The sequence below is a fragment of the Bartonella machadoae genome (assembly GCF_022559585.1).
In the GTDB taxonomy this organism is placed as follows: domain Bacteria; phylum Pseudomonadota; class Alphaproteobacteria; order Rhizobiales; family Rhizobiaceae; genus Bartonella; species Bartonella machadoae.
This window is the reverse complement of record NZ_CP087114.1, coordinates 1,522,695-1,540,152: the sequence shown is the minus strand read 5'-3', so window position 1 is coordinate 1,540,152 and position 17,458 is coordinate 1,522,695. Positions and strand designations below refer to the sequence as shown.

19 protein-coding genes are annotated in these 17,458 nt (G+C 46.5%); all 19 read left to right on the top strand.

Annotated elements, in window-relative coordinates:
• Positions 1-12 precede the first annotated feature (12 nt).
• The 19 genes from LNM86_RS07500 (at position 13) to LNM86_RS07410 (ending at position 17,059) form a co-directional block, all read left to right on the top strand.
• Complete coding sequence (locus LNM86_RS07500) at positions 13-978, top strand: major capsid protein (protein WP_241437175.1); 966 nt, start codon at positions 13-15, stop codon at positions 976-978.
• Positions 979-992: 14 nt separating this feature from the next.
• The gene (locus tag LNM86_RS07495; protein ID WP_241437174.1) at positions 993-1,415 is read left to right on the top strand and encodes a gp436 family protein; all 423 of its coding nucleotides are present in this window, start codon (positions 993-995) and stop codon (positions 1,413-1,415) included.
• A 1-nt stretch (position 1,416) separates the two neighbouring features.
• Complete coding sequence (locus tag LNM86_RS07490; protein ID WP_241437173.1) at positions 1,417-1,911, top strand: phage virion morphogenesis protein; 495 nt, start codon at positions 1,417-1,419, stop codon at positions 1,909-1,911.
• Positions 1,908-2,429, top strand: coding sequence for a hypothetical protein (locus LNM86_RS07485; RefSeq protein ID WP_241437172.1), 522 nt, complete (start codon positions 1,908-1,910; stop codon positions 2,427-2,429). Before LNM86_RS07490 ends, LNM86_RS07485 begins: the two co-directional genes overlap by 4 nt.
• Positions 2,429-3,022: a baseplate assembly protein gene (locus LNM86_RS07480; protein ID WP_241437171.1), complete on the top strand. Its 594-nt coding sequence runs from the start codon at positions 2,429-2,431 to the stop codon at positions 3,020-3,022. The genes LNM86_RS07485 and LNM86_RS07480 overlap by 1 nt, the downstream gene beginning before the upstream one ends.
• 11 nt (positions 3,023-3,033) lie before the next feature.
• Positions 3,034-3,216, top strand: coding sequence for a hypothetical protein (locus LNM86_RS07475; protein WP_241437170.1), 183 nt, complete (start codon positions 3,034-3,036; stop codon positions 3,214-3,216).
• A gap of 3 nt (positions 3,217-3,219) precedes the next feature.
• On the top strand, positions 3,220-3,606 hold the full coding sequence (locus LNM86_RS07470) for a GPW/gp25 family protein (protein ID WP_241437169.1): 387 nt from the start codon (positions 3,220-3,222) through the stop codon (positions 3,604-3,606).
• Entirely contained in the window at positions 3,593-4,444 is an 852-nt protein-coding gene (locus LNM86_RS07465) for a baseplate J/gp47 family protein (RefSeq protein ID WP_241437168.1), read from the top strand. The genes LNM86_RS07470 and LNM86_RS07465 overlap by 14 nt, the downstream gene beginning before the upstream one ends.
• Positions 4,444-5,550, top strand: a complete 1,107-nt coding sequence (locus LNM86_RS07460; protein WP_241437167.1) for a phage tail protein — start codon at positions 4,444-4,446, stop codon at positions 5,548-5,550. Before LNM86_RS07465 ends, LNM86_RS07460 begins: the two co-directional genes overlap by 1 nt.
• Position 5,551: 1 nt before the next feature.
• The gene (locus tag LNM86_RS07455) at positions 5,552-8,695 is read left to right on the top strand and encodes a DUF4815 domain-containing protein (RefSeq protein WP_241437166.1); all 3,144 of its coding nucleotides are present in this window, start codon (positions 5,552-5,554) and stop codon (positions 8,693-8,695) included.
• Between the two features lie 67 nt (positions 8,696-8,762).
• Positions 8,763-10,133 carry a Bgr_08870 family protein gene (locus tag LNM86_RS07450; protein WP_241437165.1) on the top strand — a complete coding sequence of 457 codons (1,371 nt, stop codon included), beginning with the start codon at positions 8,763-8,765 and terminating at the stop codon, positions 10,131-10,133.
• A 9-nt stretch (positions 10,134-10,142) separates the two neighbouring features.
• Positions 10,143-10,391: a hypothetical protein gene (locus LNM86_RS07445; RefSeq protein ID WP_241437164.1), complete on the top strand. Its 249-nt coding sequence runs from the start codon at positions 10,143-10,145 to the stop codon at positions 10,389-10,391.
• Between the two features lie 237 nt (positions 10,392-10,628).
• Positions 10,629-11,918: a phage tail sheath C-terminal domain-containing protein gene (locus tag LNM86_RS07440; protein ID WP_241438955.1), complete on the top strand. Its 1,290-nt coding sequence runs from the start codon at positions 10,629-10,631 to the stop codon at positions 11,916-11,918.
• Positions 11,915-12,433 (top strand): phage major tail tube protein, encoded by a 519-nt coding sequence (locus tag LNM86_RS07435; protein WP_241437163.1) that lies wholly within the window; start codon positions 11,915-11,917, stop codon positions 12,431-12,433. Before LNM86_RS07440 ends, LNM86_RS07435 begins: the two co-directional genes overlap by 4 nt.
• Before the next feature lie 9 nt (positions 12,434-12,442).
• The gene (locus tag LNM86_RS07430) at positions 12,443-12,853 is read left to right on the top strand and encodes a hypothetical protein (protein WP_241437162.1); all 411 of its coding nucleotides are present in this window, start codon (positions 12,443-12,445) and stop codon (positions 12,851-12,853) included.
• Between the two features lie 130 nt (positions 12,854-12,983).
• Complete coding sequence (locus LNM86_RS07425; RefSeq protein ID WP_241437161.1) at positions 12,984-15,332, top strand: phage tail tape measure protein; 2,349 nt, start codon at positions 12,984-12,986, stop codon at positions 15,330-15,332.
• A gap of 31 nt (positions 15,333-15,363) precedes the next feature.
• Positions 15,364-15,810, top strand: coding sequence for a phage tail protein (locus LNM86_RS07420; protein ID WP_241437160.1), 447 nt, complete (start codon positions 15,364-15,366; stop codon positions 15,808-15,810).
• On the top strand, positions 15,807-16,061 hold the full coding sequence (locus tag LNM86_RS07415) for a tail protein X (RefSeq protein ID WP_241437159.1): 255 nt from the start codon (positions 15,807-15,809) through the stop codon (positions 16,059-16,061). Before LNM86_RS07420 ends, LNM86_RS07415 begins: the two co-directional genes overlap by 4 nt.
• A complete protein-coding gene (locus LNM86_RS07410; RefSeq protein WP_241437158.1) occupies positions 16,052-17,059 on the top strand; it encodes a phage late control D family protein in 1,008 nt (335 codons plus the stop codon). Before LNM86_RS07415 ends, LNM86_RS07410 begins: the two co-directional genes overlap by 10 nt.
• The last annotated feature ends 399 nt before the right edge of the window (positions 17,060-17,458 follow it).

Genomic DNA, 17,458 nt, shown 5'->3' with positions numbered 1-17,458 from the left:
TCGAGGCTTAAAATGAACAGACCTTTTCCCATTGATCCAACACTTACCGCTATTGCTATTGGTTATCGCAATCCAGCAGGTTCTCTTATTGGCGACAAAGTTTTGCCCCGTGTTTCTGTTTTAAGCGAGGTGTTTAAATATAGTGAATTTCCCTTAGCGGAAAATTTTACCGTTCCTGAACTTGAGGTTGGCCGCAAAGGACGCCCGAATGTGATAGAATTTTCGGCCTTTGAACGGGAAGCCAGTGTCAAAGATTATGGGCTTGATGATCTCATTCCCAATTCGGATATTGAAGCAGCGGCAAGGGCACGGGCAGAAAAACGCTCTCGTTATAACCCCGAAAAGACAGCTGTGGAGGGTCTTGCCAATTTGCTGGAATTGGGGCGTGAAGTGCGTGTTGCAGCCTTTGTACAAGCGCGTGAAAATTATGCTCCAGAGCGGGTGATTGATCTTAAGGGCGAGAATAAGTTTAGCGATTACGACAAATCAGATCCTTATGCTACTTTAGATGAGGCAATGGATAAAAGCCTTGTCTATACGCCAAACACCATTGTTATGGGTAAAGTCGTTTGGTCAAAACTCAAACGCCATCCCAAAATTATCAAAGCTGTTAAAGGGGGTGGCACTGCGGATGGTTTTGTCACCAAGGCGCAATTTGCCGATCTGATGGAAATACACCCTGAGCGTTTACTCATTGGTGAATCGCAAGTGAATTTGGCACGCAAAGGGCGCGCAGCACAATTGGCGCGGGTTTGGGGCAATAAGATAGCACTGCTTTATATTGATCCCACCAAACAACAGGCGGATGGTTCGGTGATTAGTTGGGGCTTTAGCGCCCAATTGGGAGAGCGTTTGTCTGGGGTGATCTCTGATCCAGATATCGGTTTATCGGGTGGTAAACGGGTGCGTGTGGGTGAACGGGTGTGTGAATTGGTGGCAGCCAAAGATGCTGGTGTTTTGCTGCAAGAGGTTGTCTGAGGAAAAGAGTCTCGATGGCTTATGCAAATAAAACCTTGATTGAAGAGCTCTGGGGTGACGATTTCTTGGATGATTTGTGCGGGATTGGCGAAAATCCAGACAAAGCACTCTCTGATCAAGCAATTTTTCGTGCGCTAGAACAAGCAAGTGGTGAGATTGATGCCCATCTGTCTCATCGCTACTGCGTCCCGATTGCCGGACAGCCAACAGCGTTGGGCATGATTTGTGTCAATATTGCTGTTTATAATTTAGCCATCCGCCATACGGCTCTTACCACCACTATTGAAGATCGTCACAAACAGGCGATTGATCTTCTCAAACGCATTGCGGAGGGCAAAGCGGGTTTAGGTTTAGATGAACCAAAAATTATGAGTGAAGATGGGCCGGTGCGTGATGGTGCTTTTTTTCACGCAAAACCACGTTTGATGGGGCGGTAAAATGAGCATTTCCACCCCTATTGAAATTAAAGAAATGGGGCTTGAAGCGGCTCTGTCTTTTTTGCAAAAAGGCGCTGATAGTTCGATGGGAACTTTAGCGCAAGGGGTGGGGCGTCTGTTGCAAGAGAGCACGAGGCGGCGGATTCAAAGTGAAAAAACCTCTCCTCAAGGAGAGAAGTGGCAAAACAATTACGCCCGCACCTCCATTCTTTATGCCAGCGGAGCATTGTCACGCTCTATTGATATGGTGGCATCCCCAGAAAAGGTCATCATTGGCAGTGGTTTGGTTTATGCCCGTATTCACCAATTGGGTGGGGTTATCCGCCCTAAAAATGGCAGCACCCTTCGCTTTTTTCTTAACAGCAGCAAAGCACAGCGCTTTGTTTGTGTCCACCAAGTAACGATGCCAGCACGCCCTTATTTAGGGCTTTCAGAGCGCAATAAAGTGGAAATTGTCAAAGCAGCAGAGGATTGGTTGGAAAGGACCTTTTCATGAGTCAAAGGATGAAGCAGATGGGGCGTATCAATGCGCTTCGTGAAGCGGTTATAAAGAGCCTTAAAAGCGCTTTGCCTGATGTGCGTGATTGCGAGAGCCAATTTGGGCGTTTTAATCTAGAAGAACTTGAAACCCAAATGCTGGTTGCACCAGCAATTCGTGTTGCGGTGTTAGAAAGCCGTTTGACTTCTGTCTCCAATGGGCAGCAGAGTGCTGATCTTCATTTGGGTGCTTTTATTGTCACCACAGGAAAAGAACGTGATGTTCACAGTTGGCTTTTGGCTGAAGCCATTGCGGTGCTTTGTCATAGCGGGCAATTGTGGGGGTTAACGCATTTGGGTGCGCCCCGTGAAGTGCAGATTGAACCGGTTATCTCCGCGGCGATTAAGCAACGCGGTGTGGCAATAAGCGTGGTTGAATGGCACCAAGATTTATATCATTTGGGTCACGATATTTTTTGTTATGAGAGTAAGCAGCTTAAAAAGGGTTTAATCTGTTTGGAAGATGAGGGCGTGTGATGAATGATGCCCATCTCATTGCTGCGACCTTTCGGCAAATTATGAAACGGTTGGATAAGCTTGAACTCTGTCTTGCCAACCAGCACATGATTGGGCGGGTTGCAGAAGTTGATGGTCATAGGGTGCGGGTGCAAGTCTTCTCACAGGGAGAAAAGGGGCAGGCGGTGTTATCGCCTTGGTTGCAAGCACAAGAAGCAGCAGGGGCTGTTTCGAGCAATATGCCTTTAAATGTTGGTGATCCGGTGCGGTTGTTTAATCCCCATGGGGAAATAGGTTCGGCTTCTTTGGTGGTTCGTGATAGCTATAGTGAGGAAGCGCCAAATCCCGCACATCAACACCAAGAGTTAGCGCTCTGTTATGCCGGTGGCGCTTTGCGTATTACAAAAGAGGGACTTATCCTCTCCCATGGGGAAAATCAAATCCATTTGAGTGAAAAAGGTTTGCTGCTTTGTCATCAGGAAACCCGTGTTGCGCTCAATGAAAGCGTACAGATTCAAGCAGAAGATTTGTACCATAATCAAACATCTGTTGGAGCAGACCACAAACATGGTGGGGTCAAAATTGGTCCCTCTACAACCTCTAGTCCTCTTTAAAGGAGTTTATCATGCGTGAAAAAACTTATGTCATTTTAACCAATGCGGATTTTGTGGCAGGCAATCGTTCACCGGGAAAAGGTGAAGAAATTTGTTTAAGCGATGAGGCGGCAAAATACCCATTGCTGCTTGGTCAGATTGCTGAGAAACAAACATCTGTCGTTTCTTCAACAAAGGCAGCGAAAGGTGCTTAAAGCATGCGCTGTGGAGTAAACGAAAAGGATGGCTCTCTGTTATATGGTTGGGCGCACTGCTGTCAGTCCCTTCGTAAATGTTTGACAACAAAAATTGGCACACGGGTTTTGCGGCGTCATTATGGGTGTGATGTTGGAGCTTTCCAAGATGCCAATGCTGATCCTGCGACAATATTGCAGCTTTATCAAGCAATTGTACAAGCTTTAAATGATCCAGAATGTGGAGAGCCTGGATTTTCGTTGCAAAAGATTGATCTGATAAAAGCAACGCGGGAGGGAACATTCCACTTTGTTCTCACAGGTGTGTTTTATCCCGATGGGCATTTGGGGGATTGGTCACATAAGGAGCCGATAAGTTTCGATTTAGAGGTGGGTGATGACAGAATTTGAGCAATTGCCCCTCCCACAAATTCTTGAAGAACTTTCTGTTGAGGCCATTTTAGAGCAAAAAATCACCCGTTTAACCAAGCTTTTTGCCGCACAGAATATCCCTTATAATGTGGAAAAGACGGCTTATGATCCCGTGGTTATTCAATTGCAAGCAGCCGCTTATGAAGAACTGCTGTTGCGCCAGCGGGCAAATGAGGTTGCGCGGGATAATCTCCTTGCTTTTGCGCGTGGGACAAGTTTAGACCATTTGGGGGATTTTCATGGGGTTACCCGCCTTTTGGATGAGGATGATGAACGCTATCGTCGCCGTATTCGTTTGAATAGACAAGGGCACTCCACGGGTGGCACAGTCCCACGTTATCAATATTTTGCCCTCTCAAGCGATATCCGTGTCAAGGATGCTTTTGTTTATCGTGTGGGAAAAAGCCCGCTTATTCATGTTGCGCTTTTTAGCGATAGCCCTTCTGGTATTGCCGATGAGGCTTTGATTGCCAAGGTACAAGCAGCTCTTGATGAAAAACAGGTTAAAATGACCAATGATCATATCCTTGTAAAAAGTGCTGTACAGCGGATTATCGATGTGCATGCTGATCTCTGGTTGTTGCCCAATGAAGGTCCCTTTGTTTTGGAAAAGGCCGTGAACAATTTGCAAACGGAATGGGCACGCGCGCAAAGGCTTGGGCGTGATCTGTCTTTAAGTTGGATACTAAGCCGCTTGATGGTTGAAGGTGTCCACCATGTGATTTTAACACAGCCCTTAACAGATATTGTGGTCGCGCCTGATGAGGCGGTGGCTTTAGGGGAGATTGTCTTGTCTAAACGGGGGCATGCTTATTGATGATTTCCTCACTTTTACCGCAAAATTCAAGCTTTTTTGAACGCTGTTTAGCCGAAGCAATGGCATTTGATCCGCAGGTCAAAAATACTCTCGAAGAAATCCCCCGCGCGAAATTTATCACCCGTCCCCCTTCGTGGTTGCCTTACTTGATCGACGAATATGGTTTACAAGAATTAAGCCCATATTTTTCTAATCCTTATGATCTGATTGACCAAGGGCTCCAATGGCAGCGTTTGCGTGGTTCTTTAGCGGCTATTGATAGAGGGCTTTCATGGCTTCAGATTACAGCACGCTTTACACCAGCATGGTCAGGGCGTGCGTGGTGGAATTCCTTTCAACTTTACTTTGATCAATTGCCTGAACAAAGTGCTCTTGAAGCCATTGAAGCCATCACAGAGCTTTCCAAAAGTTTGCGCTCTGATTTTCGCCGCGGTGTCAATGGTTATGACGTGCAAACACTGGAAGGTAATATGTCACGCCTTGATGCGTGCCTGTTGGAATATGAAAGTGGTGTGCGCTTAACAGCGGGGAACACACTGTTTTCCTTTGGGCGCATAACAGAAATTACGCACAGGCTGACAAAAGAAGAAGGACTGTTGATTGGCAATTGGATGGATGACGGGGACGGGGAATTAAGTTTCGACCAAATTGATTATCCATGGGATATGGCAAATTTCCCTTGGTGTTCTGTTAAAAAGCATCAACGCGATATGCTGATGGCAGAATGGTTTTATAACCGTACCCTTTATCTCGTGTTAAGAGACAGTGAGGATGATGTGATTGGGTATCGCAGATGCAACATTGTCCAGCCAGTAGAACAGAATTTGGCGGGTGTTTATCACCATTTGGGCGATTGTTATCAACCCTCCTCGAGGGGCACCGCCCTTCTTATTGCAGCACGCACGGATTTTCAAAATGTTGATGGAAAACAAGCTGCTTCTTTTGCTGTTTTGGTTCATGCGACCCCCAAACAACATATCCCTTTGGGCAGACTTTGGTGTGAGTGCAATGAACTGATTGGCGGGGTGGAGATCATCAAAACGCCCGTTACTATTCCTTTGCGCGGTGATGTTCGCGAGCAATTCAAGATTTTATTGAGGTTTTAACATGAAGCATGAAAGTGGTTTACCCTTTGCAATTGACAGATCTTGCGGCAAAGACGAACAACAAAGCGTTGTCTTTTATGGGCAACGTCCCTTTATCCAAAGTGGTGAACTCAATGAGATGCAAACCATCATCAGGGGGCGCCATAACCGTTTGGGGCGTTTGGTTGCCAAAGAGGGAGACCGTGTTGAACGGGCCGATGCCTTTGTCAATAAAAACGCGAAGACCGTTACTTTAACAGAAGGCAAGATCTATATCGCAGGCGATATCTTTCCGGTCTCAGAAGCGGTTCTGAATGCCGTTTCTATGGTTGGCCGTCTTGAAATCGGTGTAAAGTTGCAAAAAACATGGATTACCCATGAGGATGATCCAGAGCTGTTGGGGCAAGTTCCCGGCACCTTGGCACAAGGAGAGCCCGGTGCGGCACGCGAAACAGCAAAGCTTGTTTGGGCCTTAAAAGAGGATGGGCAGCAAGGCACGTTCTTTCCTGTTTATATCTTACAAGATGGCATTTTGATTGATCAAAAGTCCCCCTCATTGCTTGAACCCGCCATGCAAGCCATTGCGACTTATGACCGTGCCCATGGTCATTATATCGTGAGTGGATGCCGGGTGACGGCTCTTGGACCAAACAATGGTTGCCAAGTGTTTAGCATTCAAGAAGGGGAAGCCAATATCAATGGCTTTAAGCGCAAGCGCCTTGCTGCTTTGCGCCATGAAGAGAGAGAAGAGTTTTCGACAAGCGTTGTGCCTAGTGAAACCCATGTTTTTGCCCCTCAAAAAGGCAAAACAAGCTTTACCTTTAAAAGCTATTATGCCCCCATTGCCGATATCCACTCTCTTTTGTTGACAAAAGAAAAAACCGTGACGGTCACCCGCGGTGCGGTCGTTGCTGGGCGTGATGGTGTTCCCGATAAAAGCATCACCTCTTTTCTCAAAGTCACACAAGGCAACAAGGAATTCAAAGAAGGAACAGATTTTAAGAAGACCGGTGATACTATTGACTGGGCACCGGTGGGAGATGAACCGCGTCCTGGCAGCAGTTACACGGTAACCTATCGCTATCGTGCACAAGTGACCGCCGATAAGGTCACGGCACAGGAAATCACGGTCTCAGGGGGTGCGCACGGGGGGGATATCATTGTCAGTTACACCTACAAATTGCCCCGTATTGACCGTATCGGGCTTAATACAGGCGGCAGTGTGGTTTATATCAAGGGGATTTCGGCAGATCAACCGATGGCACCCAGTGTCCCTGAGGATGTCCTCTCCCTTGCCACCATCACCAACAGTTGGCTGGATACGCCGCTTGTGGTCAATGATGGCACGCGTGTTGCCCCCTATGATGAGATGTGGCGTTATTTTCAACGGGTGCTTTCCCTTGACCGCTTGATGCAATTAGAGCGCATTAAAAGCAATGTTGACTCTAAAGAGCCCGTTGCCAAAAAAGGCATGTTTGCTGACCCGTTTCTTGATGACAGTTATCGTGATGAAGGGTTCACGCAAACAGGAGCTGTCGGCAATGGCATTTTACAGCTGGCTATTGATCCAACCTTTTATACCGCCCCCTTAAAGGCTCCTGTCACCCTTGACTGGACCAATGAAGTGATCATTGCCCAAGAATTGACAACAGCTTGCGAAAAAATCAACCCCTATCAAAACTTTGCTCCCCTACCTGGTACAGTAACCCTCACACCCGCAACAGACTTTTGGCACGAGCAGCGTACCGATTGGCTCTCAAGTGTCACCAATCAACTGAACATGGGATGGAACCGTGGGAGAACTATCCGTAACACAGAAGTGCGTGATGATCTCATCAATACGCATCAAGAACAAATCGATTTCTTAAGACAAATTACCCTTGGCTTTAAAATTGAAGGTTTTGGCAAGGGGGAAATTTTAGACACTCTCACCTTTGATGGTGTGAATGTTTTGCCAGCAAACCGCCTTGCTGCCAATAGCACTGGCATTTTGGAAGGCAGTTTCAAGATCCCTGAAAATATTCCTTCTGGTACAAAAAATGTTGTAGCACGAGGCAAAGGGGGAACCCTTGCAACCGGTCTCTTTACCGGGCAAGGTGTTATTGATGTGAAAGTGATGCGGCACACCACAACAGTCAAGATCTGGACGCAAGTGGACCCGCAAGCGCAAGTCTTTACACCAGAAGAAACACGGCAAATCACCGGTATTGACTTTCATCTTTGCAAAATTGGCAATCCCAATCATGATCTGGTGATTGATTTGGTCACAACCGAAAACGGCTATCCCACCGCCAATATCCAAGCACAAAGTTTTTATTCCATGAAGGGGGCAAAAACCGGATGGGCACAGGCACGCTATGCTGTCCCACTCCTCGTGCCCAATGACCGCTTAACGGCTTTTGTCATTAAAACCGATGATAGTGATCATTCTCTCTCTTTGGCAAAGCTTGGCGATTTTGATGAAGAACAGCAAAGATTTGTCTCAAGCCACCCTTATGTGACCGGTCCTCGTTTTTCCTCTGTCAATGCGCAAACATGGAGTGCCCATCAAGATGAGGCTTTGGCTTTTCGTGTCTTGGCAGCTCGCTACAGACAAACAACAAAAACCATAGATCTTGGCACATTTGATCTTGTTGACTGTTCTGATTTACAAATCCGTAGCGCGGTTGAATTGCCTTCTAGTGATTGTTCGGTGATCTTTGAAATTGAAAGAAACAACGGCACAATTTATCAACTCTTACCCTTTCAATTGCTCAGTCTTACCGAATATATCAGTGAAACAGTTCGATTACGTGCTATTCTTAAAGGCACGGAGAAACTCTCACCGGTTCTGTTTGCTCCCATTCAGTTGATTGCCGGCAAGATCCATAACACAGCAACCTATGTCACCCGTGCTTTTGCCTTTGGTGAGAAGGCAAGATTGACCAGCTATATCAAGACCTTTTTACCAGGCGGCTCCACATTCACCCTCGAGATGCAACTGGATGATGGTGCTTTTACCCCCCTCACCTTAGAGGAAACAGAACAGCTTACGGAACCCCTTTGGACAGAGCGAAAATTTGTCAGTCACGACCAAACAGCAAAGCAAGCGCGCTTGAAACTCACGCTAACCGGTGGACCTTGCGCACGGTCAATGCTGCGTGATTTTGGTGCTGGCATCTTGTGATGCCCCTTCGCTTTGAGAGATGGGATTTTAGACTGCTTGAGAGATTTGGAAAATTTGGAGAATGGAAATGACAAAAAGCAAAAAGCTTGCAATGGAATTGCCTAAAGAAGGGCGTTTTATCAGTTCTGAATTCCCTATTTTGCGTGAGAACTTGACAAAAATTGATCAAGCCATCATGGAAGTTGAGGAAAAGCTAGATGAAAAAGCCCCTGCAAAACACACGCATAGCATAGGGGATGTTACAGATCTTGAAGCAGCCCTCAAAGGCAAAATGGCAGCAGATAAAACCTTCACTTTAACCGATTTGGGCGATATCGAGGGCGCTAAGGACGCTGCTAACAATTATGTTCTCTATAAAGCAAGCAACAATCATTTTACCTTTGGCAGTGCTGTCTCCCTTCTTGGAGCGCACCAACACAAAATTGAAGATATTGTCGGTCTTGATGCGTTTAGAGCTAAGATTAATGAAGATCTGACAAGCTATGGGCGCTTAGCGCAAGCCAATGAATGGCAAAATTACAATAAGTTTACCAGCAAAGTCACCATTGGTGATAGCTTAGAGCTTTCGGGAAACTCGTCCTTGAACCTCATCCAAAATGGTAGAGTTGTGACAAGTTTAACTGCAACGGGAAGCAAGCTCAAAGGACCACTCAAAGTTGATGGTGAAGCTGTTTATACGAAAAGTGAAATAGATAAATTGGTGGCTTCATTGAACAAAAAACCTGTCGAAATCCTCATGACAGAAAGCGGCACTATCCCGTTTCCTGAAGGTATGACCGATAACACAGAAATTGAAGTATGTGCTTGGGGTGGCGGTGGAGGCGGCGGAGGTGATGGTGGAAATAATAATAACGGTGGAGGTGGTGGTGGAGGTGCTCAATATGCACGTGTTAAAATTAAGGGAGCCGATCTAAAAAAAGCGAAAACAGTTCAAATTGGTAGGGGAGGAAAAGGTGGCAGAAGCAACGGAAATCATGGTGGATACACAATTATTAAAGGAATTATTTGTGCTGGTGGTGGTGGTTATGGTGGTGGCAATGACAACACCCCTGGTGGCTATTATAATGCCTATGGCTCTCTCGGCAATGGTGGCAAAGGCGGGTTAGGCGGTATAGGCGGTGGCACTTGGAAAAAAAGCGATGCGGCTATGAAAAATGAAAGTTTTATTTTTTCTGGTGGATTAGGTGGTGCAGGCGGCAACAACTCCGATATCAATGGCGACAATGGTGGAAACAGTATTTATGGCGGCGGCGGTGGCGGCGGCGGTGGCAAAAAGAATGGCAAAGGCGGTTATGGTGGCAATAACGGGGGAGGTAATGGTGGTGATTACGGAGCTAACGGTGGTGGCGGTGGCGGTGGATATTTTCGTGGAAAAGATGGCAGTAAAATTGGCGGTGACGGTGGCGACGGAGCAATCTTGTTTAGATTTTTTATATAGGAGTTTTTTATGGAATATGCAGTTGTTGAAAAGGGTGTGGTAACAAATATTATCGTTGCCTCAGAAAATTATGTTCATGCCTTTGATGGTGAGGCGATCCCCTCAAGCGAAGCGCAAATTGGTTGGACTTATAAAGATGGGGTGTTCTCTCCTCCCATTATTGATGAAGAAAACAATTCTTTGTCTTCTGAAAAGGCTAAGACAGACGCATCGGTAGAATCTATGAAAGAACCACAAGAGAAAGATGAACAAGTTTAGTATAATTGTTGAGAATAGATTATAACCAACATTGTTGGACGCACGCTCTTGTATCAAAAATAATCGAATGGTTTGACGCAAGCTTATTGTGTGATAGCTTAAGTTGTATCATTTTCTTTTAAAGTCTTTCTCAAAGGGGTTTCAAAACCTTTTTAAAGGGATTTTTTGACTGACAGTGTCAGTCTTATGCGGTTTGATCCTTGTTGTTATTGTTGCTTTATTGATTTGGAGCGCAAGATGGCAACAGAATTTAATCATGGTATCCGCATTGTTGAGGCTGGTGAAAGCTCTAGGCCGTTGGCAACATTTGATCAGACGGCGATTGGCGCGGTTGTTACAGCCCCTGATGCTGATGGACAAATTTATCCGGTAAACGAACCTGTTCTGATCTTTACCCATGAAACAGAGAAAATCCAAAAGCTGGGGCAAAGAGGCACAGCTCTTGATGTGATTCATGCTGTGCGCGCGCAAGGGGTTGAGGCCAAAATTGTCCTTGTGCGGGTAGAGGAAAAGGCGACAATTTCTGAAACACAAGCCGAAATGGTAGGGTCCAATGCTGCCTTAACTGGTGTTCATGCTTTGACCCATGCGCGTGGGCATTTAGGGGTTGAACCTGGGATTTTATTGGCACCAGCTTATAGTGCAGGGCGCCTTGACAATGCTAAGAACCCCGTGGCTGACGCACTTGAACAGGTTGCCGAAAAGCTGCAAGCGATTGCGGTTTTTGACACAGGGGGCAAAAACACCGAAGAAAGCCTTGTTTATCGCGCCGATTTTTCCTCACGCTTTTGTTATTTGATTGACCCCTTCGTGCGGGTGGCAAACGGTGAGGGTGGTTATTGTATTAAACCGGCAAGTCCCTTTGCCGCAGCGATGTTTATCAAACGCGATAAGCAAAAGGGGGGTGTTTTTTGGTCGCCTTCAAACCAAGATGTGCACGGCATTTTAGGCACAGCGCGCCCCATTAGCTATTTTGATGGCGAAATCGATCATGAGGCAAATCGTCTTAACCAAGCCGATATTGCTACCTTTATTCCGGCACGGCTTAGCCAAAATGCGCAAGGTCAAATGGCTGCCAATGGACGGATTTTATGGGGCAATCATACCACATCTTCTGATCCGCTTTGGCGCTTTGTCAATGTGGTGCGCACCCGTGCAGCACTGGAAAAGACCATCATCAATAGTTTCCGCCCTTTTGCCAATGATGAGAATTTGACCGGTCAACATGTCATTGCCATTACCCGCTCTCTCACGCAGTTTCTTGATGATATGATTGCTCGTGGTGCCCTGCTTGGTGGACGTGTTTGGTTTGATCGTGATTTGAATTCCAATAGCACTTTGCAATTGGGCAAGCTGCGGGTTGAATTTGATGCCGAAGAAGTGCCTCCTCTCGAAGATTTAAGTTTTGGGAGCCGGCGCAATGGCGCTTATTTTGACCGATTGGCTGAAGACATCCAAAAGAAAATGACCTATCAATTTGGCGATACGCTAGAGAGCTATCGCAAAGCAGCAAGGAGTGCAGCATGACTTTACGGATTGTTCGCGGTTTTACCCTGATTGTTGATGATGATGTCAATCTTCATCTTGATCTTGAAACGCTGAAACTGCCCACCTTAGAAGAACTCACCGAAACCTATCAACCGGGCGGTTCTGATATGCAAATTGATGTGAGCGGTCTTGGTGTGAAAGCTTTAAGCTTGCAAATGAAGATCCGCAGCCACACCCCCGAAGTCATTGGTATCTTTGCTGGTCCCCCTGGTCTTCGTCATAAATTTACTGGCAAAAAACATGTTGTGTCTGAAGAAGATGGGCGCGAGCATGAACATTCCATTGATGTCACAGGGCGCTTGGTCAAAGTCGATAGCGAAGGGCTTACTGCTGGAAAAGCAACGGGCTATGATTGTGAGATTAAGAATATTTGGGACTATAGCGAATATTGGGATGGTGCTGTTTTGCATCGCTTTTCGTTTAAACGGGGCGGTTGGCTTGTGCGCAATGGGCAGGATATTGGTGGGCGCAGGCGCTCTATCCTCAATTTATAGGAAACTATGATGACAAATTTACAAACAAGCATTGCTGTGGAATTGCAAGTGCCGCTGCTTATATCAGACAGTGATGGTAAGCAAGCAACACGCAATAAATTAACCTTTTATCGCCCCACCTTCAAACATGCCAAGCAATTGGCAGTGCTGATAGGACCGCAATTGACACAATTGCTGGCTCCAGAAATTGGCAAGCAGAAAACGCTCTCCAATGATGTTCTGCTTGTCAAGCTTTCGCAAGTTTTATTCACCAATGAGGCGACAGAAGGCATTACAGCGCTTTTGGCGGATATGTCCCATGAAACGGTTGAACTGATTGATCGGATTGATACTGTTGATATGATGGCAATCTTGAAGGCTTTTTTTGCTTTTTTTATGGGACGCCAATCCCTTATGCTGGACAATTTGGAGCCGAATTAGCGCTTCATTTTCGTTGGTCGGCTTTAGAGATCAACCAGATGGATTGGCTGGATGTCATTTTTTATCGCAATGAATTAGCACGCTTGAAATCCCAAGAATATGAACAGCAGATGTTGGAATAGGAGCTGTTATGGATGTTTCCCTTGTTGTGCGTTTTGTCAATCATCTGCAAGAAGGGATAGCCTCTGCCAAGCGCGATTTGCAAGCCTTTAGTGCCGATGTTGCCCATTTGCAAAACAAGACACGACAACACTTTAAAAATTGGTTTGATCCTCAACATCTTGAGGATGCAACCAAGAATGCTGAAATGGCTTTTATCCAAGCGCGAGGGCGCATGGTGGGGGCAATTGCCCAAACCGCAACCTTGATTGCCCCCCTCTATAAGGCCATGCAATTTGATCAATCGATGAAGGGCTTGGAAAAGGTTCTTGATGCGCCTCTGCATCGCTTAAAGGAATTGCGCCGCTTTGCTCTTGAGACCTCAACCAAAATCCCGCTTGCTGCACGTGAGGTTTTGGAACTGATGACCAGTGCCAGCCAAGCGGGGATTGGCGAGCAAGATCTCGAAGCTTTTAGTCTTTACGCTGCCAAAGCGGCTGTGGCTTTTGATATGACGGGGGACCAGATTGGTGAACGCTTTGCCAAATTGCGCAATGTCTTCAAACTCAATCAGACAGGCATTGAAGAGTTAGGCGATGCCATCAACCATCTCTCCAACCATATGGCGGCTAAAGCCAGTGAAGTGTCTGATTTTACCAATCGTGCCACCGGTGCTGCCACCATGTTTAAGCTCACTGCCCGTGAAACGGCTGCTTTTGGTACCGCGATGATTTCTGCGGGGATTGTCCCTGAGAGTGCGGCGCGTGGTTTTAATGCCATGAGTTCGCGTATTCAGGCAGGGGGCAAACATATTGAAGATGCTTTTGTCAATATTGGGCTGTCACGGCAAAAGTTTCTCCAAGACATCGACAAAGATGCAACCGGCACGTTAGTGCGCTTTTTTGATGTTTTAGCCAAATCCGAACAGGGTATGCGTTCCCTGATTGCCATTGCTGGGCGCGATTTTACCGGTGACTTTGCCAAATTGGTTGGCAATCCAGAATTGTTAAGCCAAGCGCTCGAATTTGTTAAAGACCCCAAAGTTTTTAAAGGCTCCGTAGAGCAAGAAGCGGATAAACAAGCAACTGGTGCCATCCGGCAATTTGAACTTTTGCAAAACCGCATCGTGGCTTTGGGCATTACCATTGGCAACGTGTTGTTGCCCCATGTTAACAGTTTGATGGAAAGTGTTGGCAATTTTATCAATGGCTTGATGGCATGGGCCAATGCCCATCCCGCCTTAACCAGTGCGATTGTCAAAACCATTAGCACCCTTATGGCTTTTAATATTGCTCTGCGGGTGTTGCGCTTTACCATGGCTGGCACACGCCTTGGGCTTCTTCAACTCATGACTTCTTTTGTTAAGCTTGGAACGCTTAGTCGTGCGCTTAAAACAAGTTGGCGCAGCTTAATCGCTTCAGGGCGCTCTTTGGGAATTATGGCGGCAACTCTTGGTGGGAGCACGCTTCGTCTCTTGCGACCCATGACTTTGTTGGTGGCAGGCTTTCGCGGGCTTATGGTTTCAGGCAGTGCATTTGCTGCTGCTTTTGGTTGGGTTGGCACAGTGATAGAGGTGGTAGCCGCAGGCATTGCCTCTGTTGTTGGTGCTGTTTTTTCCCCGATAGGGGCGCTCATTGCCGCTGTTGTTGCAGTGATCATGGCTGCTTGTTTTGCCTTGTGGAAATATTGGGACCGGTTTTCTTCTTTTGTCAAAGGTTTTGCTCGCGGGCTGGTCCACGCTTTTGGCCGTATCTTTGAAGCTGTCATGCGCTTTTTTGGTGCTGATACCGCAACCATCACCAAGTGGAAAAATACCCTTTCTGCTGCTTTTGACTTTTCTCAAGCTTGGCAAAAGTTCAAACAGGGGCTTGTCGCTATATCCCAATGGTTTGGTAATGTCTGGGAGGGTTTTAAGCAAAGTCTCTCCAGCTTTTGGAGCTGGTTGAGCAGTTTTTTTGCTCGCGAAAAGCTCTCAGAAGAAGCCAAGGCGGGTATGGAACAGGCTGGAGAAGATCTTGCCAATGGGATTGTCGATGGCTTTATGTCCTCCATCACAAAGTTGGCTGATTTTTTTAAATCCTTATCCGGTCGCATCAAAGGATGGATTGGTTCGATTGATATCTCCAACATGTTTCATTTGCCCAGTTGGCTTGGTGGCAAAACAGCTTTGCAGCCGATTGTACAATTTGCCGGTCACCCGCAAACCAGCCCTGTGACAACGCAGGCAACGGACAAAAGCAAGCAGAGCGCATCCGTTTATCACCATCAAAATGTCACCGTGCATGTCAATGGGGCGCGTGATCCTCTTGCTACCGGCCGTGCGGTAAGTCATGCCCTCCAACGGGCAAAAGCCAATGCCTTGCATGGCGGCACAGAATAAGGGGAGGGAAAACAATGAGGGGAGGAGGAAAATGAAAGATCCTTTGATGATGCTAGGTCCGCATCAATTTTATGTCGATTGGCTGAATTTCCAATCCTTTGAAGAAGAGTTCTCCGCCTCATGGGTGTCTATGGAGCGTTTTGGCAAAGCCCCCAGCTTGCAATTTACCGGCTATGGCAATGATGCCAAAACCATCCATGGCGTGTGGTTTCCAGAAGAGTTTGGTGATCGTATAGCCATTGATGCACTCACCATGACCATACGAGCAGCAAAACCGGTGCAGATGCTTCGTTGGGTCAATGATATGAGTTATAGTGCCATATTCCATGGTCCCGTGGTGATTACCTCCATCACGAAAGACCACGATTATATCAGTCGCTCTGGTCAATCGCAGCGTATCCGTTATTCCATCAGTCTGTTGCCCTTTTTTGATGGGGGCAAACCACAAGGATATTTCCAAGAGGGACAACAGCTATGAAGCTACCAGCAAAGCACGTTGTTGTAGAGTTAGAAGATATGAGCCTCGATCTGATTTGCTTTCAACATGCCATGGCGGTGTTGGGAGACCGTCAACAGGCTGGATTCTTAGAGGGCTATTTAGAAGCCACCTTGAGAGCCAATCCAGGGATTGCCCAATATGGTGCTGTTTTGCCACGGGGTTTAGAGATCACTTTGCCTGAATTTGTCTTTGTTCCTCCTCAAAGCAGAGTGAAGCGGTTATGGGATTAAGGCGGACATATCCTTTTATCGAGGTTAAGGTTGGAGACAAACCCGTCCATGAGGTTTTTTACCAGCGTCTTCTTAGCGCCACCATTACCGATCATGCCGGCAATGAAGCCGATCGTTTTGAAGCGGAGTTTGATGATAGGGACAATGATTTAGAGGTTCCACAAAAGAACAGCACCTTGCAGGTGCTGTTTGGTTATCAGGACAGCATCAGTGCGGTTATGGGGCGTTTTGTTGTTGAATCTGTTGTCAGTATCGGGGGCAGTGATGGAGAGGTTTTACACCTTTGCGGCAAAAGCGCTTCAATGCGTGGCGAACTCAAAGAACAAGCAAGTGAGCATTTTGACAATAAAACCATTGGTGAGATTGTTGAAAGCTTAGCCAAGCGCCATGGTTATCAAGCCAAAGTCGACCAAGAATTTTATAGCAAAACCTTGCCTTATGTGGTGCGCACTGATCAATCGACAATTGATTTTTTAACCCGCCTTGCAGAGCGTATGCAGGCACGTTTTTTAATCAAAGACAATAAATTTTTATTTTTAAGCGGCAACAATTTACCGCCCCTCACTCTTGCCAAGCATGATTGTTCCAGTTGGGAATTTACCCTCGAGCCACGCACCCAATATGGCAGCGTTGAATCAACGTACTTTGATCGCTCGCAAGGTAAACAGCTATCTGTCAAATATCGCACAAACCTCAAAGGTCCCACACGGCGTTTGCGTGGTTGCTATCCTTGCAGAGAGGAAGCTTTAGCTGCTGCCGCATCAGAATCAGACCGGCTGTGCCGTAGCATGGGCAGTGGTTCTTTGGTTTTAGAAGGGCGTCCAGAAATCATGGCCGATCAACCTCTCCTTTTGCAAGGGTTCCGTGAGCAAATCAATGGTCCATGGAAAGCCGCAACCGTGACCCACCGCTATGAGAAACAAAGCGGCTATACCACAGAAATCACCTTAGAGGCACCAGAGAAGGGAAAACAGCCATGGGAAGAGGGTAGCTACTAGAATGAGAAAATCAAAAAGTAAAGTTTATCCTTTGATCGGTGATGCGCATGTGAATCAAAGTGTAAACATTGCACTTTGGTTTGCTGATGAGAAATAGGGTCAAGTTGACCGAATTGTTTGTTATCATGCAATAGGTGCAAGTTGCCCCTATTGCTCAGAGAAGCGATAATGCATTTTCAAATCACAATATATTAAAGTGTGAAGGGGATAAAAAATCAAAGGGTCAACTTGACCTTTTGATTGATGATGATAGGCATTTGAAGAAATTGGTACAAGTTGTACCAAGTGCGTGAAGATTAGCAATTGGGTCAAGTTGACCGAATTGCTCAAATGCTTTTTCTCTTTTTAGTAATATGCTTGGGATAGGAAAAAACGATTATTCAATTCCCCTAAAAGAGG

Bases quoted from the DNA above. Each gene is read 5' to 3' on its own strand.
- LNM86_RS07445 (WP_241437164.1), top strand. From the start codon at position 10,143: ATGGAATATGCAGTTGTTGAAAAGGGTGTGGTAACAAATATTATCGTT.
- LNM86_RS07435 (WP_241437163.1), top strand. From the start codon at position 11,915: ATGACTTTACGGATTGTTCGCGGTTTTACCCTGATTGTTGATGATGAT.
- LNM86_RS07465 (WP_241437168.1), top strand. From the start codon at position 3,593: ATGACAGAATTTGAGCAATTGCCCCTCCCACAAATTCTTGAAGAACTT.
- LNM86_RS07485 (WP_241437172.1), top strand. From the start codon at position 1,908: ATGAGTCAAAGGATGAAGCAGATGGGGCGTATCAATGCGCTTCGTGAA.
- LNM86_RS07480 (WP_241437171.1), top strand. From the start codon at position 2,429: ATGAATGATGCCCATCTCATTGCTGCGACCTTTCGGCAAATTATGAAA.
- LNM86_RS07420 (WP_241437160.1), top strand. From the start codon at position 15,364: ATGAAAGATCCTTTGATGATGCTAGGTCCGCATCAATTTTATGTCGAT.
- LNM86_RS07440 (WP_241438955.1), top strand. From the start codon at position 10,629: ATGGCAACAGAATTTAATCATGGTATCCGCATTGTTGAGGCTGGTGAA.
- LNM86_RS07450 (WP_241437165.1), top strand. From the start codon at position 8,763: ATGACAAAAAGCAAAAAGCTTGCAATGGAATTGCCTAAAGAAGGGCGT.
- LNM86_RS07490 (WP_241437173.1), top strand. From the start codon at position 1,417: ATGAGCATTTCCACCCCTATTGAAATTAAAGAAATGGGGCTTGAAGCG.
- LNM86_RS07475 (WP_241437170.1), top strand. From the start codon at position 3,034: ATGCGTGAAAAAACTTATGTCATTTTAACCAATGCGGATTTTGTGGCA.
- LNM86_RS07430 (WP_241437162.1), top strand. From the start codon at position 12,443: ATGACAAATTTACAAACAAGCATTGCTGTGGAATTGCAAGTGCCGCTG.
- LNM86_RS07415 (WP_241437159.1), top strand. From the start codon at position 15,807: ATGAAGCTACCAGCAAAGCACGTTGTTGTAGAGTTAGAAGATATGAGC.
- LNM86_RS07470 (WP_241437169.1), top strand. From the start codon at position 3,220: ATGCGCTGTGGAGTAAACGAAAAGGATGGCTCTCTGTTATATGGTTGG.
- LNM86_RS07460 (WP_241437167.1), top strand. From the start codon at position 4,444: ATGATTTCCTCACTTTTACCGCAAAATTCAAGCTTTTTTGAACGCTGT.
- LNM86_RS07455 (WP_241437166.1), top strand. From the start codon at position 5,552: ATGAAGCATGAAAGTGGTTTACCCTTTGCAATTGACAGATCTTGCGGC.
- LNM86_RS07410 (WP_241437158.1), top strand. From the start codon at position 16,052: ATGGGATTAAGGCGGACATATCCTTTTATCGAGGTTAAGGTTGGAGAC.
- LNM86_RS07500 (WP_241437175.1), top strand. From the start codon at position 13: ATGAACAGACCTTTTCCCATTGATCCAACACTTACCGCTATTGCTATT.
- LNM86_RS07425 (WP_241437161.1), top strand. From the start codon at position 12,984: ATGGATGTTTCCCTTGTTGTGCGTTTTGTCAATCATCTGCAAGAAGGG.
- LNM86_RS07495 (WP_241437174.1), top strand. From the start codon at position 993: ATGGCTTATGCAAATAAAACCTTGATTGAAGAGCTCTGGGGTGACGAT.